The 16233-nt window shown below is 34.0% G+C and carries 12 protein-coding genes; 11 read left to right on the forward strand and 1 reads right to left on the reverse strand.

What is annotated here, in order from left to right; all coding sequences use genetic code 11:
• Positions 1-94: 94 nt before the first annotated feature.
• From GWJ05_RS17980 to GWJ05_RS18030, 11 genes are all read left to right on the forward strand, one after another.
• Positions 95-2077: a ligand-gated channel protein gene (locus tag GWJ05_RS17980; protein ID WP_036937803.1), complete on the forward strand. Its 1983-nt coding sequence runs from the start codon at positions 95-97 to the stop codon at positions 2075-2077.
• A gap of 765 nt (positions 2078-2842) precedes the next feature.
• Entirely contained in the window at positions 2843-3052 is a 210-nt protein-coding gene (locus tag GWJ05_RS18820; RefSeq protein WP_072024210.1) for a hypothetical protein, read from the forward strand.
• A complete protein-coding gene (locus GWJ05_RS17990; RefSeq protein ID WP_036937800.1) occupies positions 3042-4421 on the forward strand; it encodes an APC family permease in 1380 nt (459 codons plus the stop codon). The genes GWJ05_RS18820 and GWJ05_RS17990 overlap by 11 nt, the downstream gene beginning before the upstream one ends.
• Positions 4422-4985: 564 nt before the next feature.
• Complete coding sequence (locus tag GWJ05_RS17995; protein WP_036937797.1) at positions 4986-5537, forward strand: fimbrial protein; 552 nt, start codon at positions 4986-4988, stop codon at positions 5535-5537.
• A 58-nt stretch (positions 5538-5595) separates the two neighbouring features.
• On the forward strand, positions 5596-6294 hold the full coding sequence (locus GWJ05_RS18000) for a fimbrial biogenesis chaperone (RefSeq protein ID WP_036937795.1): 699 nt from the start codon (positions 5596-5598) through the stop codon (positions 6292-6294).
• Positions 6272-6826, forward strand: coding sequence for a fimbrial protein (locus GWJ05_RS18005; protein ID WP_036937793.1), 555 nt, complete (start codon positions 6272-6274; stop codon positions 6824-6826). The genes GWJ05_RS18000 and GWJ05_RS18005 overlap by 23 nt, the downstream gene beginning before the upstream one ends.
• Before the next feature lie 10 nt (positions 6827-6836).
• Positions 6837-7379 carry a fimbrial protein gene (locus GWJ05_RS18010; protein ID WP_161681538.1) on the forward strand — a complete coding sequence of 181 codons (543 nt, stop codon included), beginning with the start codon at positions 6837-6839 and terminating at the stop codon, positions 7377-7379.
• An 8-nt stretch (positions 7380-7387) separates the two neighbouring features.
• The gene (locus GWJ05_RS18015; RefSeq protein WP_052038523.1) at positions 7388-8080 is read left to right on the forward strand and encodes a fimbrial biogenesis chaperone; all 693 of its coding nucleotides are present in this window, start codon (positions 7388-7390) and stop codon (positions 8078-8080) included.
• 4 nt (positions 8081-8084) lie between these two features.
• A complete protein-coding gene (locus GWJ05_RS18020; RefSeq protein ID WP_036937788.1) occupies positions 8085-8831 on the forward strand; it encodes a fimbrial biogenesis chaperone in 747 nt (248 codons plus the stop codon).
• A gap of 50 nt (positions 8832-8881) precedes the next feature.
• Positions 8882-11467 carry a fimbria/pilus outer membrane usher protein gene (locus GWJ05_RS18025; RefSeq protein ID WP_231135549.1) on the forward strand — a complete coding sequence of 862 codons (2586 nt, stop codon included), beginning with the start codon at positions 8882-8884 and terminating at the stop codon, positions 11465-11467.
• 35 nt (positions 11468-11502) lie between these two features.
• Positions 11503-12669, forward strand: coding sequence for a hypothetical protein (locus GWJ05_RS18030; protein WP_036937782.1), 1167 nt, complete (start codon positions 11503-11505; stop codon positions 12667-12669).
• A gap of 383 nt (positions 12670-13052) precedes the next feature.
• Here the strand turns inward: GWJ05_RS18030 and GWJ05_RS18035 are convergent, their stop codons facing one another.
• The gene (locus tag GWJ05_RS18035) at positions 13053-15986 is read right to left on the reverse strand and encodes an autotransporter domain-containing protein (RefSeq protein WP_161681539.1); all 2934 of its coding nucleotides are present in this window, start codon (positions 15984-15986) and stop codon (positions 13053-13055) included.
• Positions 15987-16233 lie beyond the last annotated feature (247 nt).

Genomic DNA, 16233 nt, shown 5'->3' on the forward strand with positions numbered 1-16233 from the left:
TAATTAAAATTATTAATTACTCTAATTTCTGAGCAATTGTCGATCTGTCCATCTATATAAAATGTAAAGAATATATATTCTTGGAGAATCGGGAATGGTAGTGTTAAATAAAAATAAAATCGCGCTTAGTGTTGTTGCTGCAATTGCATCTAGTTTTGTTATGACTGCAACAGCAGAAAATGTAGAAAAATTACTTGTAACAACCGCTTCTGGGTTTAAACAAACAGTTGAAGATGCACCCGCGTCAGTTTCTGTTGTGACACGTGAACAATTAGAAACTAAGTCTTATCGTGACGTGACAGATGCGTTAAAAGATGTTCCAGGCGTATTGGTAACAGGTGGTGGAAGTAGTTCCGATATCAGTATTCGTGGTATGGATCCAAAATATACTATGATCTTGGTTGATGGTAAGCGTGTTGCCTCGCGTGAGACGCGTCCTAATAGTGATAACTCAGGTATTGAACAAGGCTGGTTACCGCCTTTACCTGCCATTGAACGTATTGAAGTTGTACGTGGCCCAATGTCTTCTTTATATGGTTCTGATGCGATGGGTGGGGTTATTAATATTATTACTCGTAAAGCACAAAAAGAGTGGAACTTTAGCCTACGTGCAGACAGTACTATCACAGAGCGTAAAGATTCAGGTAACACCAATCAAGGAAGTTTTTATGCTGGTGGCCCATTAATCGATAACGTATTAAGTTTGAAAATTCAAGGTCAATATTCACATCGTAGTGAGGATAAAATAGTCAATGGCTATAATCGTCAAATCACTGCAACAGGTGGTGGTACTTTAAGTTGGACGCCTGATGAAAAAAATACGATTGATTTTGAGTTTAAGAAAGATAATCAACACCGCGACTCACGTGTTTGGCATTCAAAATCAGGGTTACCTAGTCGAGGCAAAGCACCTGAAAGTAGCTTTACTGACTATGAGTTAACTCATTATGCGTTAACTCATGATGGTATCTATGATTTTGGTACAATGAATACTTACGTTCAACGTGATGAAAGTCGCAACCCATCTCGCAAAATGGATTATGACGATACTACGGTACGTAACCAAACCGTCTTTATTTTGGGTGACCATACATTAAGTGTGGGGGCACAATATCGTTATGAAGAATTAAAAGATGAAGGCAATAAGTTAAAAGGTAGCAATAAATTAGATCGTTATAGCTGGGCACTATTCGCTGAGAATGAGTGGGCAATGACCAACGATTTCGCCTTAACCGGTGGCTTGCGTATGGACAAAGATGAAAACTTTGGTACGCACTGGACACCTCGTGTTTACGGTGTGTGGCATATGGCAGATGAGTGGACACTAAAAGGTGGGGTATCTACAGGTTATCGCTCACCGGATTTACGCCAAGCAACAAATACGTGGGGACAAGTTACGGGTGGTGGGCGCTTAGACGGTGTTATTTTCGGTAATGCTGACTTAAAACCAGAAAAATCAGTAACTGAGGAAATTAGCCTGATCTGGGATAATCGAGATAATCTAACCGCAAGCCTTACTGTTTATAACACTGATTTTAAAGATAAAATTATGGAAAGACGTGTTTGCGACAAAGATTCATCGAGAAAATGTGAGGCAAGTGATGGTTTTGGTCATGTCTATGATTTCGTGAGCTCACGTGAAAACGTTGATAAAGCCAATATGCGTGGTATCGAGGTTACAGGAAACTGGACGATTTCCCCTGAATGGAATTTAGCAGCTAATTACACTTTCACAGATTCAGAGCAGAAGAGTGGGGCATTTAATGGTAAACCTCTAAATAAACAGCCTCGCCATATGGCAAACGCAACTTTAAATTGGGAAACTACGCCAGAAATGGAAACGTGGGCGCGTATTAACTTCCGTGGTAAAACCTCGGATTACTTATCACGCACCTCAATGGCGAAAGGTACACCTTCTTATGCATTTGTTGACATTGGTACTAGTTACAGCTTAACCAAACAGCTTAATGTGATTGGTGGTGTCTATAACGTGTTTGATCGTCGTATTAATTATGAAAACTTTAATACTACATTAGAAGGCCGTCGTTACAATATTGGTTTGAATTACAACTTCTAATTTATTACCCTCAGTTTGTGTCATTAAGACTCCACTTGTTGGAGTCTTTTTTTATCACTTATTGTTTTTTATTTGTTCAGAATTAAGATTGGAAAAATTAAATATTGGGGGTTACATTTGGCTCAATAAATTATCTTATCAACTGTTTTATTCTGACTGTTTGATTGTTACTTCTACGTATTATCTGTCATTTTTTTCTTAATTCATCCTCTTGCTTTTTATTTATGTAAAACAGGTTATTAAAAAACAAACACTTTTTATTAAAAGTCGGTCTTTTTATATAAACAAGTGTTTGTTAGCAATTTATTAACATTAATCTTATTAATGTATTTTATATGTCTTATTTTTGTGGATTGGTATTGATTTAGATTTTATTTTATTTTTTATTGTTATTTATCAGCTTGTTGAGTGTTTTTTGTTTGAGTGAAATTCTGTTTTTTTGAGTATTTATATCTTAATCTTTGTGATAAAAGCACACCTATTGTTAATTAAATGTAGCGTTATAGGTTGACATAGTTTGCGAATTGAAAAGATCGTAAAAAAAGGGGGCTTTTTGATGAAAATGTATTGCTATTTAAGTCTGAGACGTGCAAAATGCGCCCACTAAAAATATGACTGATGCGTTTAAAGTGCATCGGTTTTTTTTTGCATTTTTACTTATTACTACACCAAGAGGTCAGATTCACTTGAGTCTGAATAGATAACATAATTTGATTAGCAGCCAGCCCCTTAGAGAAAGGGTTGTCGTGATAGAGGAATGCTAATATGGTACAATTATTCTCTTTCGCAGTCGGGCCAAACGGTACCTGCGGTAATGATGACTACGGAGCACGGCGTCTCCTAAATACATACACATCCTTAAAAACTTCATTCTATTCTGTTTATAGGCAGATGCGAAGTCTTCCCAGTAACTATCGGTTGAGTTTATTGAATACTCAAACCGAAGTTATGGGAGGGTTCGCGAATGTCAGATAACGTCATCTCCTCTATCGGCACTAACCAAACCGGTGCTAACAATCGCGTTCAACTACGTAAGACATTGACCCTAATGCAGGTAGTCATGATGGGGCTTGCTTTTTTACAGCCTATGACTATTTTCGATACATTTGGCATCGTTTCTGGCATTACTAATGGTCACGTAGCAACATCGTATGCAATAGCTTTAGTTGCAATTTTATTTACCGCGGTAAGTTATGGGAAATTGGTTAAGCGTTTTCCATCAGCTGGCTCGGCATACACTTATGCTCAAAAATCCATGAGTCCATATGTCGGCTTTATGGTAGGTTGGTCTTCTTTATTGGACTATCTATTTATGCCAATGATCAATATTCTATTGGCGAAAATCTATTTACAAGCAATATTCCCGGGCGTTGAACCGTGGATCTTTGTATTTGGCTTAGTGGCTTTAATGACGTTCTTTAACCTACGTGGTATTAACGTTGTTGCTAACTTAAATACAGCAATTGTTATTGTGCAAGTTGCAGTAATGGTTGTGTTTGTAGGGTTACTTATTCACGGCGTATATAACGGGGAAGGTGCAGGGGAGTTATGGACCTTTAGACCGTTTGCATCTGTGGATGCTGAATTAATACCTATGATAACCGGAGCCACAATACTTTGTTTCTCATTCTTAGGTTTTGACGGTATCAGTACATTGTCAGAAGAGACACCAAATGCAGGTAAAGTTATTCCTAAAGCGATTTTCTTAACAGCGCTGATTGGTGGGATCATTTTTATTGCAGTTTCTTACTTTTTACAACTGTATTTTCCTGATATTTCACGATTTAAAAACCCAGAAGAGTCACAACCTGAAATAATGTTGTATGTTGCTGGTGCTTTATTTCAGTCCATTATTTTAGTGTTCTCTTGTGTAACTGTATTAGCATCAGGTATGGCAGCTCATGCTGGTGTTGCTCGTTTACTTTATGTAATGGGACGTGATGGGGTATTCCCAGAGAAGACATTTGGTTACGTACATCCTAAATGGCGTACACCTGCATTTAACGTGCTATTAGTTGGTTTCTTAGCGCTAGGTGCTGTGTTCTTTGATTTAGTAACTGCAACGGCGTTAATTAACTTTGGTGCGTTAGTTGCGTTTACTTTCGTGAACTTGTCTGTTATTTCACAGTTCTATATTCGCGAGCGCCGTAATAAAGGGGTAATGGATCACATTAATTACCTGATATTACCGATTATTGGTGCCGCGACAATGGGCGTCTTGTGGATAAACCTTGAACCTGGTTCTATGGAATTAGGACTTGTTTGGGGGGCAATAGGTCTTCTTTATATGGTATGGATCACTCGTCGTTTCCGTCGCCCAATGCCACAAATGCCAGAAAAGTAATATCCTAAAAATTGAAATAATGATAAATGAAATGGCCTCAGTAATGAGGCCATTTTTTTTACATTAGATAAACAAGAATAGAATACATTAGGCTAATAAATAACCAATGGTTGATTTGCACACAATGAAATTAAGTGTATTTACTTATTTAAATAAAAAAATTTAAAAATAATTTTATGTGGAATATAAGTTTATTCTTAAGTGTTTATATCTAAGTGTTTTTACCTATTAATATTAAATTAAATATTAATTTGAATATATCTATATATATGAAAAATAAAGTCTATATATTTTAAATATATCCTTTATTTTTAAAGTATTATATTGATGCTCAATTAAAGATTAGGCATATATCCTAAAAATAAAGAAATTACTTTATAAATAAAGTTTTTTGAATAATTATCTTTTCGCAATTTAAACACACTCCATGAGTAAATTTAAATTGTTGTGCTACTCTTTAAGGGAATTAGAAAATATAGTTTCTTAAATTTTATCCAATAAGATAATTAAGAGAATATAGCTAATTTCAATAGGCGATTTATTTAAAAAACGAAAGGTAACAATATGTCTTTAATTAAGAAAGTTGCTCCGTTTATCGTGTTGTCTGGATTTATGGTTGCAGGCAATGCTTTTGCTGTAACACAGGGTACAACTGTGTCATTCGAAGCATTAATTCGTGCCGCAAGTTGTGATGTTTCTTCAACAACAGAAGGTTCTAGAATTGATTGGGGAACTTTTACGAGTGATGAAGTCTCTGGTAAAAACGTCGGTGATCAATTAGGAGATAACAAGACGTTTAATTTAGAGCTTTCTAATTGTACAGCAGCATTAGCAGCTGATGGAACAATCAATCTTTATGCTCGTGGTAATAAATCAAACTTTGATTCTGAAATGTTTGCTAACGCAACAGCAGCTTCTTTAGCTGTAAAATTGTTAGCAACAGCAAGTAATACTTTAGTTAAACCAAATGTTGAAACAGGTCTGACATTAGGACAAGAGATCATTAAAGACGGCACTGGTCGTATTCCGATGACTGCTGGTCTGTATTTAACAAATGGTGCAGTAACAAGTGATGAATTAAAAGTACCAGTTACTTTTACTGTTGCTTATAACTAATATTACTTAATTTTTAGAGGCTCTATCTAATAGAGCCTCTCATTAAAGAAGAAATATAATGATTAAAGTTACAAATAGAATCAGAAAATTTTTTGTTATTTTACTAATGATTATATCTCCACTTGCTTATTCCAAAGGTGTGGGTTTAAACGCTACACGTATTATTTATCCTGAAGGTGAAAATAGTGTAGGTGTTATTGTTCGTAATGAAGAGCCAAAAATAAATTATTTGGTACAAACTTATATTTCCTCTGATGAAAACCCTGTTGTATTTCAAGTCACGCCACCTCTTTTTAGAATTAATAGTTTATCAAGGCATGAAGTGAAAATTTATATCATGAGTAATTCTTTACCGAAAGATAGAGAAAGTATTTTTTATTTTCATGCAAAGATGATCCCTGGACAAAACAATAATTCTGACACAGCGGGCTTAAGTGTGGGATTTGATAATGTCATAAAACTTTTCTACCGACCTAAAAACTTACCGATGACATCAGAGGATGCGCAAAAGAAATTAGGATTTAGTGTGGAAGGAAAGCAATTAAAGGTAGTCAATAATTCTCCTTATTACGTCAATTTTGCTGGGTTTTCTGTCAACAATATAAAGCTAGATGTTAGTTTGGCCAATAACAATGCCATGATCGCGCCTTATAGTTCGATAAAATATGCCTTACCTATAGGGGTAAGTAAAGGAAGTGTTCAATGGCGTACAATAGATGATTTAGGTGGATTTAATGAACATAAAGCCACATTTTAAGCCAATTGTGTTGGGCGCATTATTAGCCTGTGTTTCTTTTTATGGGCATAGCGCTGTTGATGATTCTGCGGTTGTCATCGTAAAAGGCTCAGTAACAAAAGGTACATGTGCTTTTACTTTATCAGACCAAACGGTGAAATTTTCTCAATCAACGTTAATGCAAAATGTTGATGAAATAGGTGTAAAAGAAGAAAACAAAATACCTTTTTCTGTTAACTATCTTTGTCAAGATTATGTTGATGAAACACCTGATATGGAAGTTGTTATCAAAGCGGGATCAGGAACAGAAATTGCAAATAACAAAATATCACCGGTGAATAATCCAACCAATGCAAGTTTTGCTTTGTACGATTGTAAAAACGGTCATTGTTCTTTAGTTAATTTTAATGCCGGGACAAGTTCTGTTTTTATTACAACTGGAAACGGTAATAAAAATAAAGATTTTGAAGTAGAGCTCGTTAAGAAAGACGGTTCAGCGGTTAATCCTGGCACGCTAAAAGCAATATTAGCATTAACACTTATACAACCTTGAGAAAGTAAATATGAATATATTTCTATTGAAAAGGAATTTGTTAAGTTTATTTATTACACCTGCACTCTTTATCAGTTTTAGTGCTCAAAGTATTGAATTTGACTTTAACATGATTATTGATAAACAAACTTGTAAGCTCTCTGTTTCTGGTACAAGTAACAATGAAGTTGATTTTGGCAGTATTCAATCGAATAAAATTAAAAATAATCTTATAGAACCTATACCGATAAAGGTTTTACTGAGTGACTGTAAAACAAATGACTTCTTTGATACTTATGTGACGATGAAGGCAAAAAGTACTTTAAATACGGTTACTTTTAATGATGATCTCACTAAAAGTTTTGGTATCAGAGTATCGAATAAAAATAATGTCGCTCAATCTAATCTTAATGCGGATTTTTTTAAATCTGAAGATACTGTTTGGGATAACATTAGTAAAGATCAGTTAGAAAAAACACTTTATACCTATGTTAAATGCAAAGATCCTGCAACTTGTGATCCTGAAGCCGGAGAGTTTTCAGCAACGTTAACTTTTTCGTATATTGTTGATTAAGATATTATATGAATAATTTTATTATAAAAATTTCTATTATTTTAATATTGGCTTTTACTTATTTTAATGCTAATGCTCAAGGGGTTAGTTTAGGCAAAACACGAGTTATTTTTACCGAAGGTAGTTCAAGTGAAAGTATATATATTTCTAATGATGATAATCAGCCTTATTTAATACAAGCTGGCGTTACTGAGAAAATTGATGGAAATTTATCCTCTAATTTTATCGTTACTCCTCCGGTTTTTCGTTTAGAAAATAAAAGTGTATCATCTTTACGTATTTTATTAAAAGATACTCAATATTTACCCAATGATAAAGAGTCACTCTTTTATTTGAATACAAAAATTATACCTTCCACTAAACGACCTAATGAAGGTGAGTCACAGGAATCAAAATTAGTATTAATAACTAATTTTGTGATTAAAGTTATTTATCGCCCTGAAAATATAGCAAGGCCTTCAGAACAAGATTACAAAAAAATCCTTCTTAAAGAAAAAGAAGGAAAATGGTTTTTAGATAACCCAACGCCATATTATATGACATTAACATCAATTAAAGTTGATAATAAAAAATATAATAGAACTTTCTTGTTAGCTCCTTATAGCAAGACCGAATGGGCGGAACAATCAATAAAAGAAGCTAGTTGGCATATAATTAACGACTATGGTGAGTTATCAAAAGAATTCAAATATAAGGGATAATGAGATGAACATTTTGAATAGTCGTATTTTTTTTATTACTACTTTGATATTAGGTTTTTTTTATTGCCAATTAGCATGGTCTGCTAATAATGCATTTGAATTTTCATTACAAAGAATGACATATAATGAAGGTAGTAAAAGCATCTCTATCGGTTTAAGAAATAATGAAAAAAAAGCATATCTTATTCAAGCTAGTATGAGATGGTTAGATGAATCCACAGGATTACAATTAATTGATAAAAAAGAGAATCCTCCTTTTATTCTAACTCCATTGTTACAAAAAATAGAACCTGAAGAATACTATGAATGGGTAATTAAATTTACGGGATCAGAAAGTAAATTACCAACAGATAGAGAGAGTGTTTATATTGCTCAATTTCGATTAATCCCATCGACAGCTGAAGAAACACCGAATGTACAGATGAACTTTATTAGGGCATTAAACTTTAAAGTATATTATCGTCCAAAATCTCTTGAAGGTATAAAAATAAAAGATGCAGAAAAAAAATTATCAATGTTGGTTGATGGTAATAAAATAATCGCTAGAAATGATTCACCCATTTATCTTGCCTTTAACACAATAAAGATAAATGGAAAAGAAATCGAACTGCAAGAGTTGTCGAAAAATGTTCCTCCTTTTGGCACACAAGAATATTTATTTTCAAATGAAAAAAATATTACATCTATTCATTGGCAAGTATTAGATGAGTTTATGTTTCCATTAGATGAAAAAATGAAAACAGTAAATTAATAGTTTTATAAAAGTGTATTTTTATAAAGATAAATATTAAGAGTGTAAAAATGAATAAATCAATGACAATGTTTAGATATAGTTTTTTTACATCACTTTTTTTGTTCTCATTTCATTCTTTTGCAGAAGATTATTTTGATCCCGCATTACTTGATGGACAATTAGGTACATCTGCAAATGAAATTGATTTAAGCCAGTTTTCACAAAAGGATGCTTTACCTGAAGGTAAAATATCTTTATTAGTTTATGTCAATGGTAATAATACGGGTGAGATAATTATTGATTTAATAAAGGGGCCTAATAACAAAGTAGTACCTGAAATTACGCGAGAGTTATTAGATGAATTAGGTGTTAATACTAAAGTAATACCTGATTTGAACACATTAAAAAATGATCAAGTAATTTATGATATTACTGAATATATACCTGATGCATCAATAAAAGTAAATTTATCAGAACTAAAATTAATTACTAGTTTTCCTCAAATTGTGATGTCTAATGAGGCTGTTGGTTATATTGACCCCGCCTCTTTTGATAGTGGTGTTACGGCTATGTTTATTAATTATATGCTGAGCGGGGGACACTCTTCTAACGACAGTCATTTCGATAAAATTAATAATAATGGAAAACAAAAAAATGATAACTTCTTTGCTCAATTAAGAGCGGGGTTTAATCTTTATGATTGGCGTTTACGCTCGACAATGACACAGACATATACTCGAAATTCAAATAATACAGAGACTCAAAGTAATAATAGTAATAAATTTTCTAATACATATCTTTCTCGTAATCTTTACTCTTTACGTTCGGAATTTATTATTGGTGAAACTACAACAGGAAATGATGTCTTTGATAGCATTCCAATGAAAGGAATACGTTTAGTTTCTAATGAACAAATGTTGCCGGCCAGCCAGCAAGGTTTTGCTCCTGATGTGAGTGGTATTGCTCAATCTAATGCTCAAATTACTATCCGACAAAATGGGAATGTCATTTATCAAACTTATGTTGCCCCTGGTGCATTTAAAATAACCGATCTTTATGCTAGTGGTTCGGGAGGGAACTTAGATGTCACAGTGAAAGAAGAAGATGGTTCAGAAAGGACATTTACAGTTGCTTTTTCATCATTACCCGTAATGTTAAGGCCAGGTGGTTGGAAATATGAAATTAGTACTGGGCGATTTGATGGTGGCACAACGGTTGGTTCTAAAAAAGCAGATTTTCTGCTTGCCAGTGGTATTTATGGTTTACCTCATGATGTCACTCTTTATGGTGGGTTATTAGGTGCGAAAGATTATTACGCTATTTCTTCTGGGATAGGAATTTCATTAGGTAATTGGGGTGCTCTGTCTACAGATATTACACATGCTCATGCTGACTTTAATACAATAGGCTCCCAAAATGGGCAATCTTATCGATTCCGTTATTCTAAGAATATGACTACTACAGGAACCTCTGTTGACTTAACGGCATTACGTTTTTCAACTAAAGATTATTACGATTTTAATCAATTTAATACTGAAGATTATCGGTTAAAAGACGGTACTTCACCGTGGTTAGGTGAACGAGAAAAAAGTCGTTTTACAACGTCATTATCACAATCATTAGGTCAGTACGGTAGTATTTATTTATCTGGTAGCCGTTATAATTATTGGGAACAAGATAAGAATGTTACTCAACTTACCACGGGTTATAACGGAAATATTCGTGGTATTAATTTTGGCGTTAACTACAGTATTGATAGAATAAAATCAGATGATAGTTGGCCTGAAAATAGGCAAATTAGTTTTAATGTGAGCGTTCCATTTAGTGTGTTTAGTAATTCGCCTGCGCTCAACAATTTTAATAGCACTTACATGATAAACCATGATAATAATGGAAGAACTAACCAGCAAGTTGGATTATCTGGTAGTGCATTTGATAACTCCTTATCTTATGGTATTTCTCAATCTTGGGCTAATCAAGGTCAATCTAATAATGGCTCAGCATATGCTAATTATTCAGGTAACTATGGCACATCCTCTCTAAATTATAATTATTCAAGTGACTATTATAATGTTAATGGCAGCATGAACGGTGGTTTACTTTTACATTCAGGTGGTTTATTGCTGGGTAGAAGTATGGGCAATAGTATGGCTATTGTTGAAGCACCTGGAGCAAAAGGAACTGAATTAAGTTCAGGAAATGGTGCGATTAATGGACAGGGATATGCGTTATCACCATATCTTACAGAATATCGCCAAAACACAATTGCATTAAATGTAAATACATTGCCTGATAATACGACTCTACAATCCACATCTCAAAATGTCGTTCCGACAAAAGGCGCTATTGTTAAGGTTGCCTTTAAAACAAAGATTGGCTTCCAAGCTATTTTAAATCTTTCTCAAAATAAAAGTGTTGTCCCATTTGGCGCTATTGCGACGTTAATTGATGCTGATAATCCTAATGATTTGAATACAGGTATTGTTGGTGAAAATGGCCAGCTTTATATGAGTGGGCTTCCTGATAATGGTAAGCTGTTAGTGAAATGGGGTAATAAAAACCAGCAAAGCTGCAACGTTTCATATAGTGGCTTAAGTAATATTGAAGTCAATAGCAAGCAACCAATAAGAATTTTATCTCTTTCTTGCCAATAAAAAATAATCCTTATTTTATAGGTGGATGCATAACAATGAAAATGCGTAATTTAATGATGGCATCACTAACTTCAGTATTAATGACTTCGTCATTTAATGTTTTAGCTGGAACAGATAGGGGTGCTATGACATTAAGCTTAACTGGGGTGATTGATATGAATATTAGCCCCACTCAAGTTCAATATATAAATGGTACATTGACTGGGACTAGTAGTTTTCCTGGGAGTCCTGTTTATGATATTAGCAGTAACTCTTCTTGGGATACTAAGTATGCGATTATTTCTTTAAGTCAGTCAAAAACGAGATGTGATGCCACATTTGTTTCTAAAATTCCTGGGCAAACTAATAAATACGGTCTAAAACTAACGCATTCCAATAATACAAATACGGCAGTTTATGTAACACCACAATTTAACTTCAATGTCAGTTTATCTAATTTTAGTTCTAATTATCAAAGTGCTTATTCGGGGCAATTTTTTCAGGTGAATAGTAGTCTTGTTGATAAAGAATCATCTAGCATTAATGTATGTTTTGTGCCACATAATTATGCAACGACAACAGTTCCTGGTGGTGGCTCAAAAGTTGTTAGTGTCACAACACCAAGTTCATTTCCTGTTTATATTGATGCTAATTTAACGCCAGGTAAGTTAACGTATAAAGGCACTCCGTTTTATGTAGGTAGTTTTGGTCGGAGTGCTAGTGGGGACTTTTTTGCACAAGTTAACGTAATTGCAGATGTAACAGTAAAACGTTCTTGTGCTGTTACTGGTGTATCTAATCAACAAATTAATGAAAATATGACATTTACGAATGAAGTTATTAGAGATTCTGTATTTACATTATCCTGTGGTGGATTAGGCAACCCTGTAAATATGTCAGCGGTGATTAAAGAGGGAAGTTTAGATCCCAGTAATGTAAATAAATTAGTCTTAGCTCCTATTAATGGTACTGTATCTAACAAAAAACCTTGGGTGATAGGATTGCCTTATAAGCAAACTTCAACACCGAATTTAAAATGTGCTGATGAAAATAATAACAATCTATTAAAGTTCAATAATACCGATCTCGAACTAAGTGGAACCAATATGGGGAATAATCAACCTGATATATTTGGTATTAAATGGGCTCTTTGCAAACCAGATGGCACAAAAGCGGGTGAATATCGCGGAAAAGTGGATGTAAATATTTTTGTTCGCGGATAAAGATGATGGTTTAAAAAAAGGAAAAGTGGATCTTAGGATCCACTTTTTTTATGAAAGATATTTTTATTTCTATTTATTTCATTTATGATTTTATTTTATCTTAAATAAATATTTCAATAGTAAATTATTTTAACTCAAGTTTTTTAAACTAAATTTAGTCTTCTACCTAAATTGCTTTATTCGTTCTCCGCATAACGGATAATCAACTATCCGGCTTGGTGAATAAGAGGATAATTTTAAACTCTCATAATATGTAGCAACTTATCATTGCGGATCAGTTATAGGTAGTTAGAGTTAAGAATTCCTCAATAAGAGCCTCATTCCTATAAACTATCCGCGTTGAATACTTCACTTTATTATGAGGGAGTGTTAAAAAATCCTAATCAGAAAGAGATAGATACTTTCATATCAATGCTATTATCTTGCTGATTTTTTGCTGTTAATCCACTATATCCGATTGATAATTTTGATATTTCATTGATTTGGATTGTTGTTCCTGCTTTAACCACAAGAGCATCCCGTGCCGTATCAACGCTATTAGCAGTAAATGTTGGTTGGGTATTAGTGAAACGTAAATTGATACCTCGTTCCATATCGTGGTATTGGTGTAACCAACCTAGTTCGCCATACAGAGAAACATTAGATTTATTGTTAAGTTTCCACTGGTTATTTAAACGTAACCCTGTAGTAGATGTGGTTGAATTTAAACTTTGTGAATGGGCTTGTAAGGCTGCACGGCCTCCTTGCTCGTTAATGGTAGCGTTTTTTGTTTTGGCGTATTCTAAATTAACAAACGGCTCTAATTGTGTGTCCGAAAGAGTTATTGGATAAGCCACTTCGATAAATATCTGGTTGGTGTTCCCATTGTAATTAGCCGTATTTTTATCTGATTGCGCGACGTAATTGAGCGTTTTTGAGGTATGGACACGATGAAACGTATTCGATACACCTGCACGTAGCGTGATACGGTTAAAATCATAACCACTATAGAGTGATAAGTGGTAGTTTTCGCTATTTGCGTGACTGTTATAACCTGAAAGAGAGGTTTTGGTGACCCCCGCTGCTACACCAAGTAGCATTTTATCGTTGTTAAAACGCTGATCCGCACCTAATAGTACACCATAGGCAGAAGCATCATAGCTATTCGCATTACCATCACTTGAGCTATCTTCCCAATTATAAAGGACTTTAGCCCAGACATTGCCTTTATTGTCTGTACTTTCTTTTTCGCTATTAAGTATTTCTGCGTTTTTAACCTGAGAGAGGAGTGTTTCTTTTATTTGCCGGCTACCGTTAAGTTGATTAGATAAAACATCGGCATGAATTTGACCAGTTAATTCATTAAAGGCATTGCGGACATCATTTTTTAGATCCATTCCGACAATGCTTTCATAGACAGGATGCCCAGAAGGTAATGCATCTATTGCATTGGCAATAGATATTTGGTTTTTTGTTTTTGCCAAGCTTGAAAAAGCAGTATTATTTCTTCCGATATTTAATATTACTGCATTCTGATCGTAATATAGTGTTGTTCCTAAAAAAAGATAGTTTGGATTAACATCAGCGAATTTACCATTAATACCTTTATCCGCCATTAAAATAGTATATTTCGTGTTATATAGACTCTGAACATTGTCTTTTGTGAGGAGGTTTTTATTCTTTTCAAGAGATACATTAACTGTACCTCCATTAAGTATCACTGTGCCGAGGCTCGTTATTTTATCGCTATCACCTTGTGAATTGACTTCAACCAGATAGTGGCTATCAGAATTAAAGAGCACAGTATCATCTATATTAATCGTACCAATTGAATAGCCTGGTGCTACGATACCTCCTGAATTCACTTCTAGTTTCTTAATTTTCCCTTTACCAGTAAGTACACCCTTGTCATTGATATTGACCTGAGAATTTATGCTCCCATTATTTAATAGTAACGTTCCTTTATTAATATCCAGTAAAGAATTTAATTTTCCTTCAAGTAACAATGTACCACCATTGATGGAAGAATTTTTTGAATAGTGATTTTCGCCTATAAGTAGTAAATTTCCCTGATTAACCTCGACGCCTGCAAAATGGTTATTGCCAGATAAGATCAATGTGCCATCGCCTTGTTTGATTAATTTACCAGGCCCACTAATATCATTTTTCCATTCATCAAGTTTACCAAACTCAGCGAAGTCAAATTTATTATTTGTTTGATTAACAATAAAATGATTATAGAAATATGAAGGCCCATTATAGGCTTTAGGAAGATTAATTAATCCCCAGCTAGAATCTGGATCATTTTCGTTTGAAGCCCAGCCAGCCAAAGAATTACTAGGGTAGGCTGTGCTCGCTAAAATAGATTGTCTCTGCTCTTTGGTTAAATATGCAAAACGTAAACGTAGTAAATTGTTGGCTGAACTGGGTATTTTATTGGGGAAAATTATCGGTAAAATTTCAGGATCTTTTATTCCATAATAACCTGCTTCATCGTTAGTTATTTTTTTCGGTGTGGTTAAACAATTTAGGCTTTTACACTGATTAGCGACATTCTGGCGGACTTCTTTGGCAAGTTTAACAAAAGTTCGAGTAGTGTCATCATCTGCAAGCATCTGTGATAACAGGTAATAATTTCCTATTCTCGAAGCGATGGTATCTGTTGCAAAGTGTGCCCCTACGATAACTCGACTTTCACCATATTCTATTGCTCGGGCAAACATTTCACTGCCCTTTTCAGGGAATAATATGGATAAAACCGTAGCTTGCTTATATCCGTTCCATGTATGTCCACTTGGGTAAGATGAACCTGTTATATTGGTATAATTGTTAAGATAATTACCTTCCTTATCAATAACTTGATAAGGTCTGCCACGTAAAAAAAGTTCTTTTAAGATAAAATCTATCGAGCGTGCTCTTTTTTTGTTTGGATCATAAGCATATGTACCTGTGTTATGTAATATTTTCAGATCTTGGTAAGCTTGAATATCGCTAAAATTGATCGACTTGGCGTTATCGCCAAATAAAATATTGGCATAGGTATTAAAAACATAAGAATGGCTCTGTGACTTATCAGCTTCGGCCAGTTCTCTCCGTTCACCAGTGATAGCTTGATAATTATTGCTTATTATTCTATCTAGTTCGGCTGTTTTTGACTCATTTTCAGGGGGAATTGTGATGACACCATTTTTGATCTCTTCCAGCCAATTATTGCGTTGGTCTATAATACGTTGTTTGGTTGCTAAAATATCTGTTTCAGACCATGATGAATTTGAAAAAAGTAAAAAAAAGAAGCTTAACGAGGTAGGTATTACAATGTTTTTCATAAAATAAGCCATAGTCTCCAAAAAGTTTGGAGCTAATTTATATTATTTATGTTTATTTTTTATGACAGGGTATTATATTAAGAGATATATTTAAAGTTGGTTTTAATTTATTCATTAATAATGTTTTGATTATTTTCTACTACAATATACGATTATTTTAATGCGATATGATAAATGTGAGGATGAAACATTGGCATGCTCTATATATTTAAAATAAAAATTAGAACATGCCAATCATTTAATTTATACCTAACTTAAT

Source organism: Proteus sp. G2626, assembly GCF_009915985.1.
In the GTDB taxonomy this organism is placed as follows: Bacteria; Pseudomonadota; Gammaproteobacteria; order Enterobacterales; family Enterobacteriaceae; genus Proteus; species Proteus vulgaris.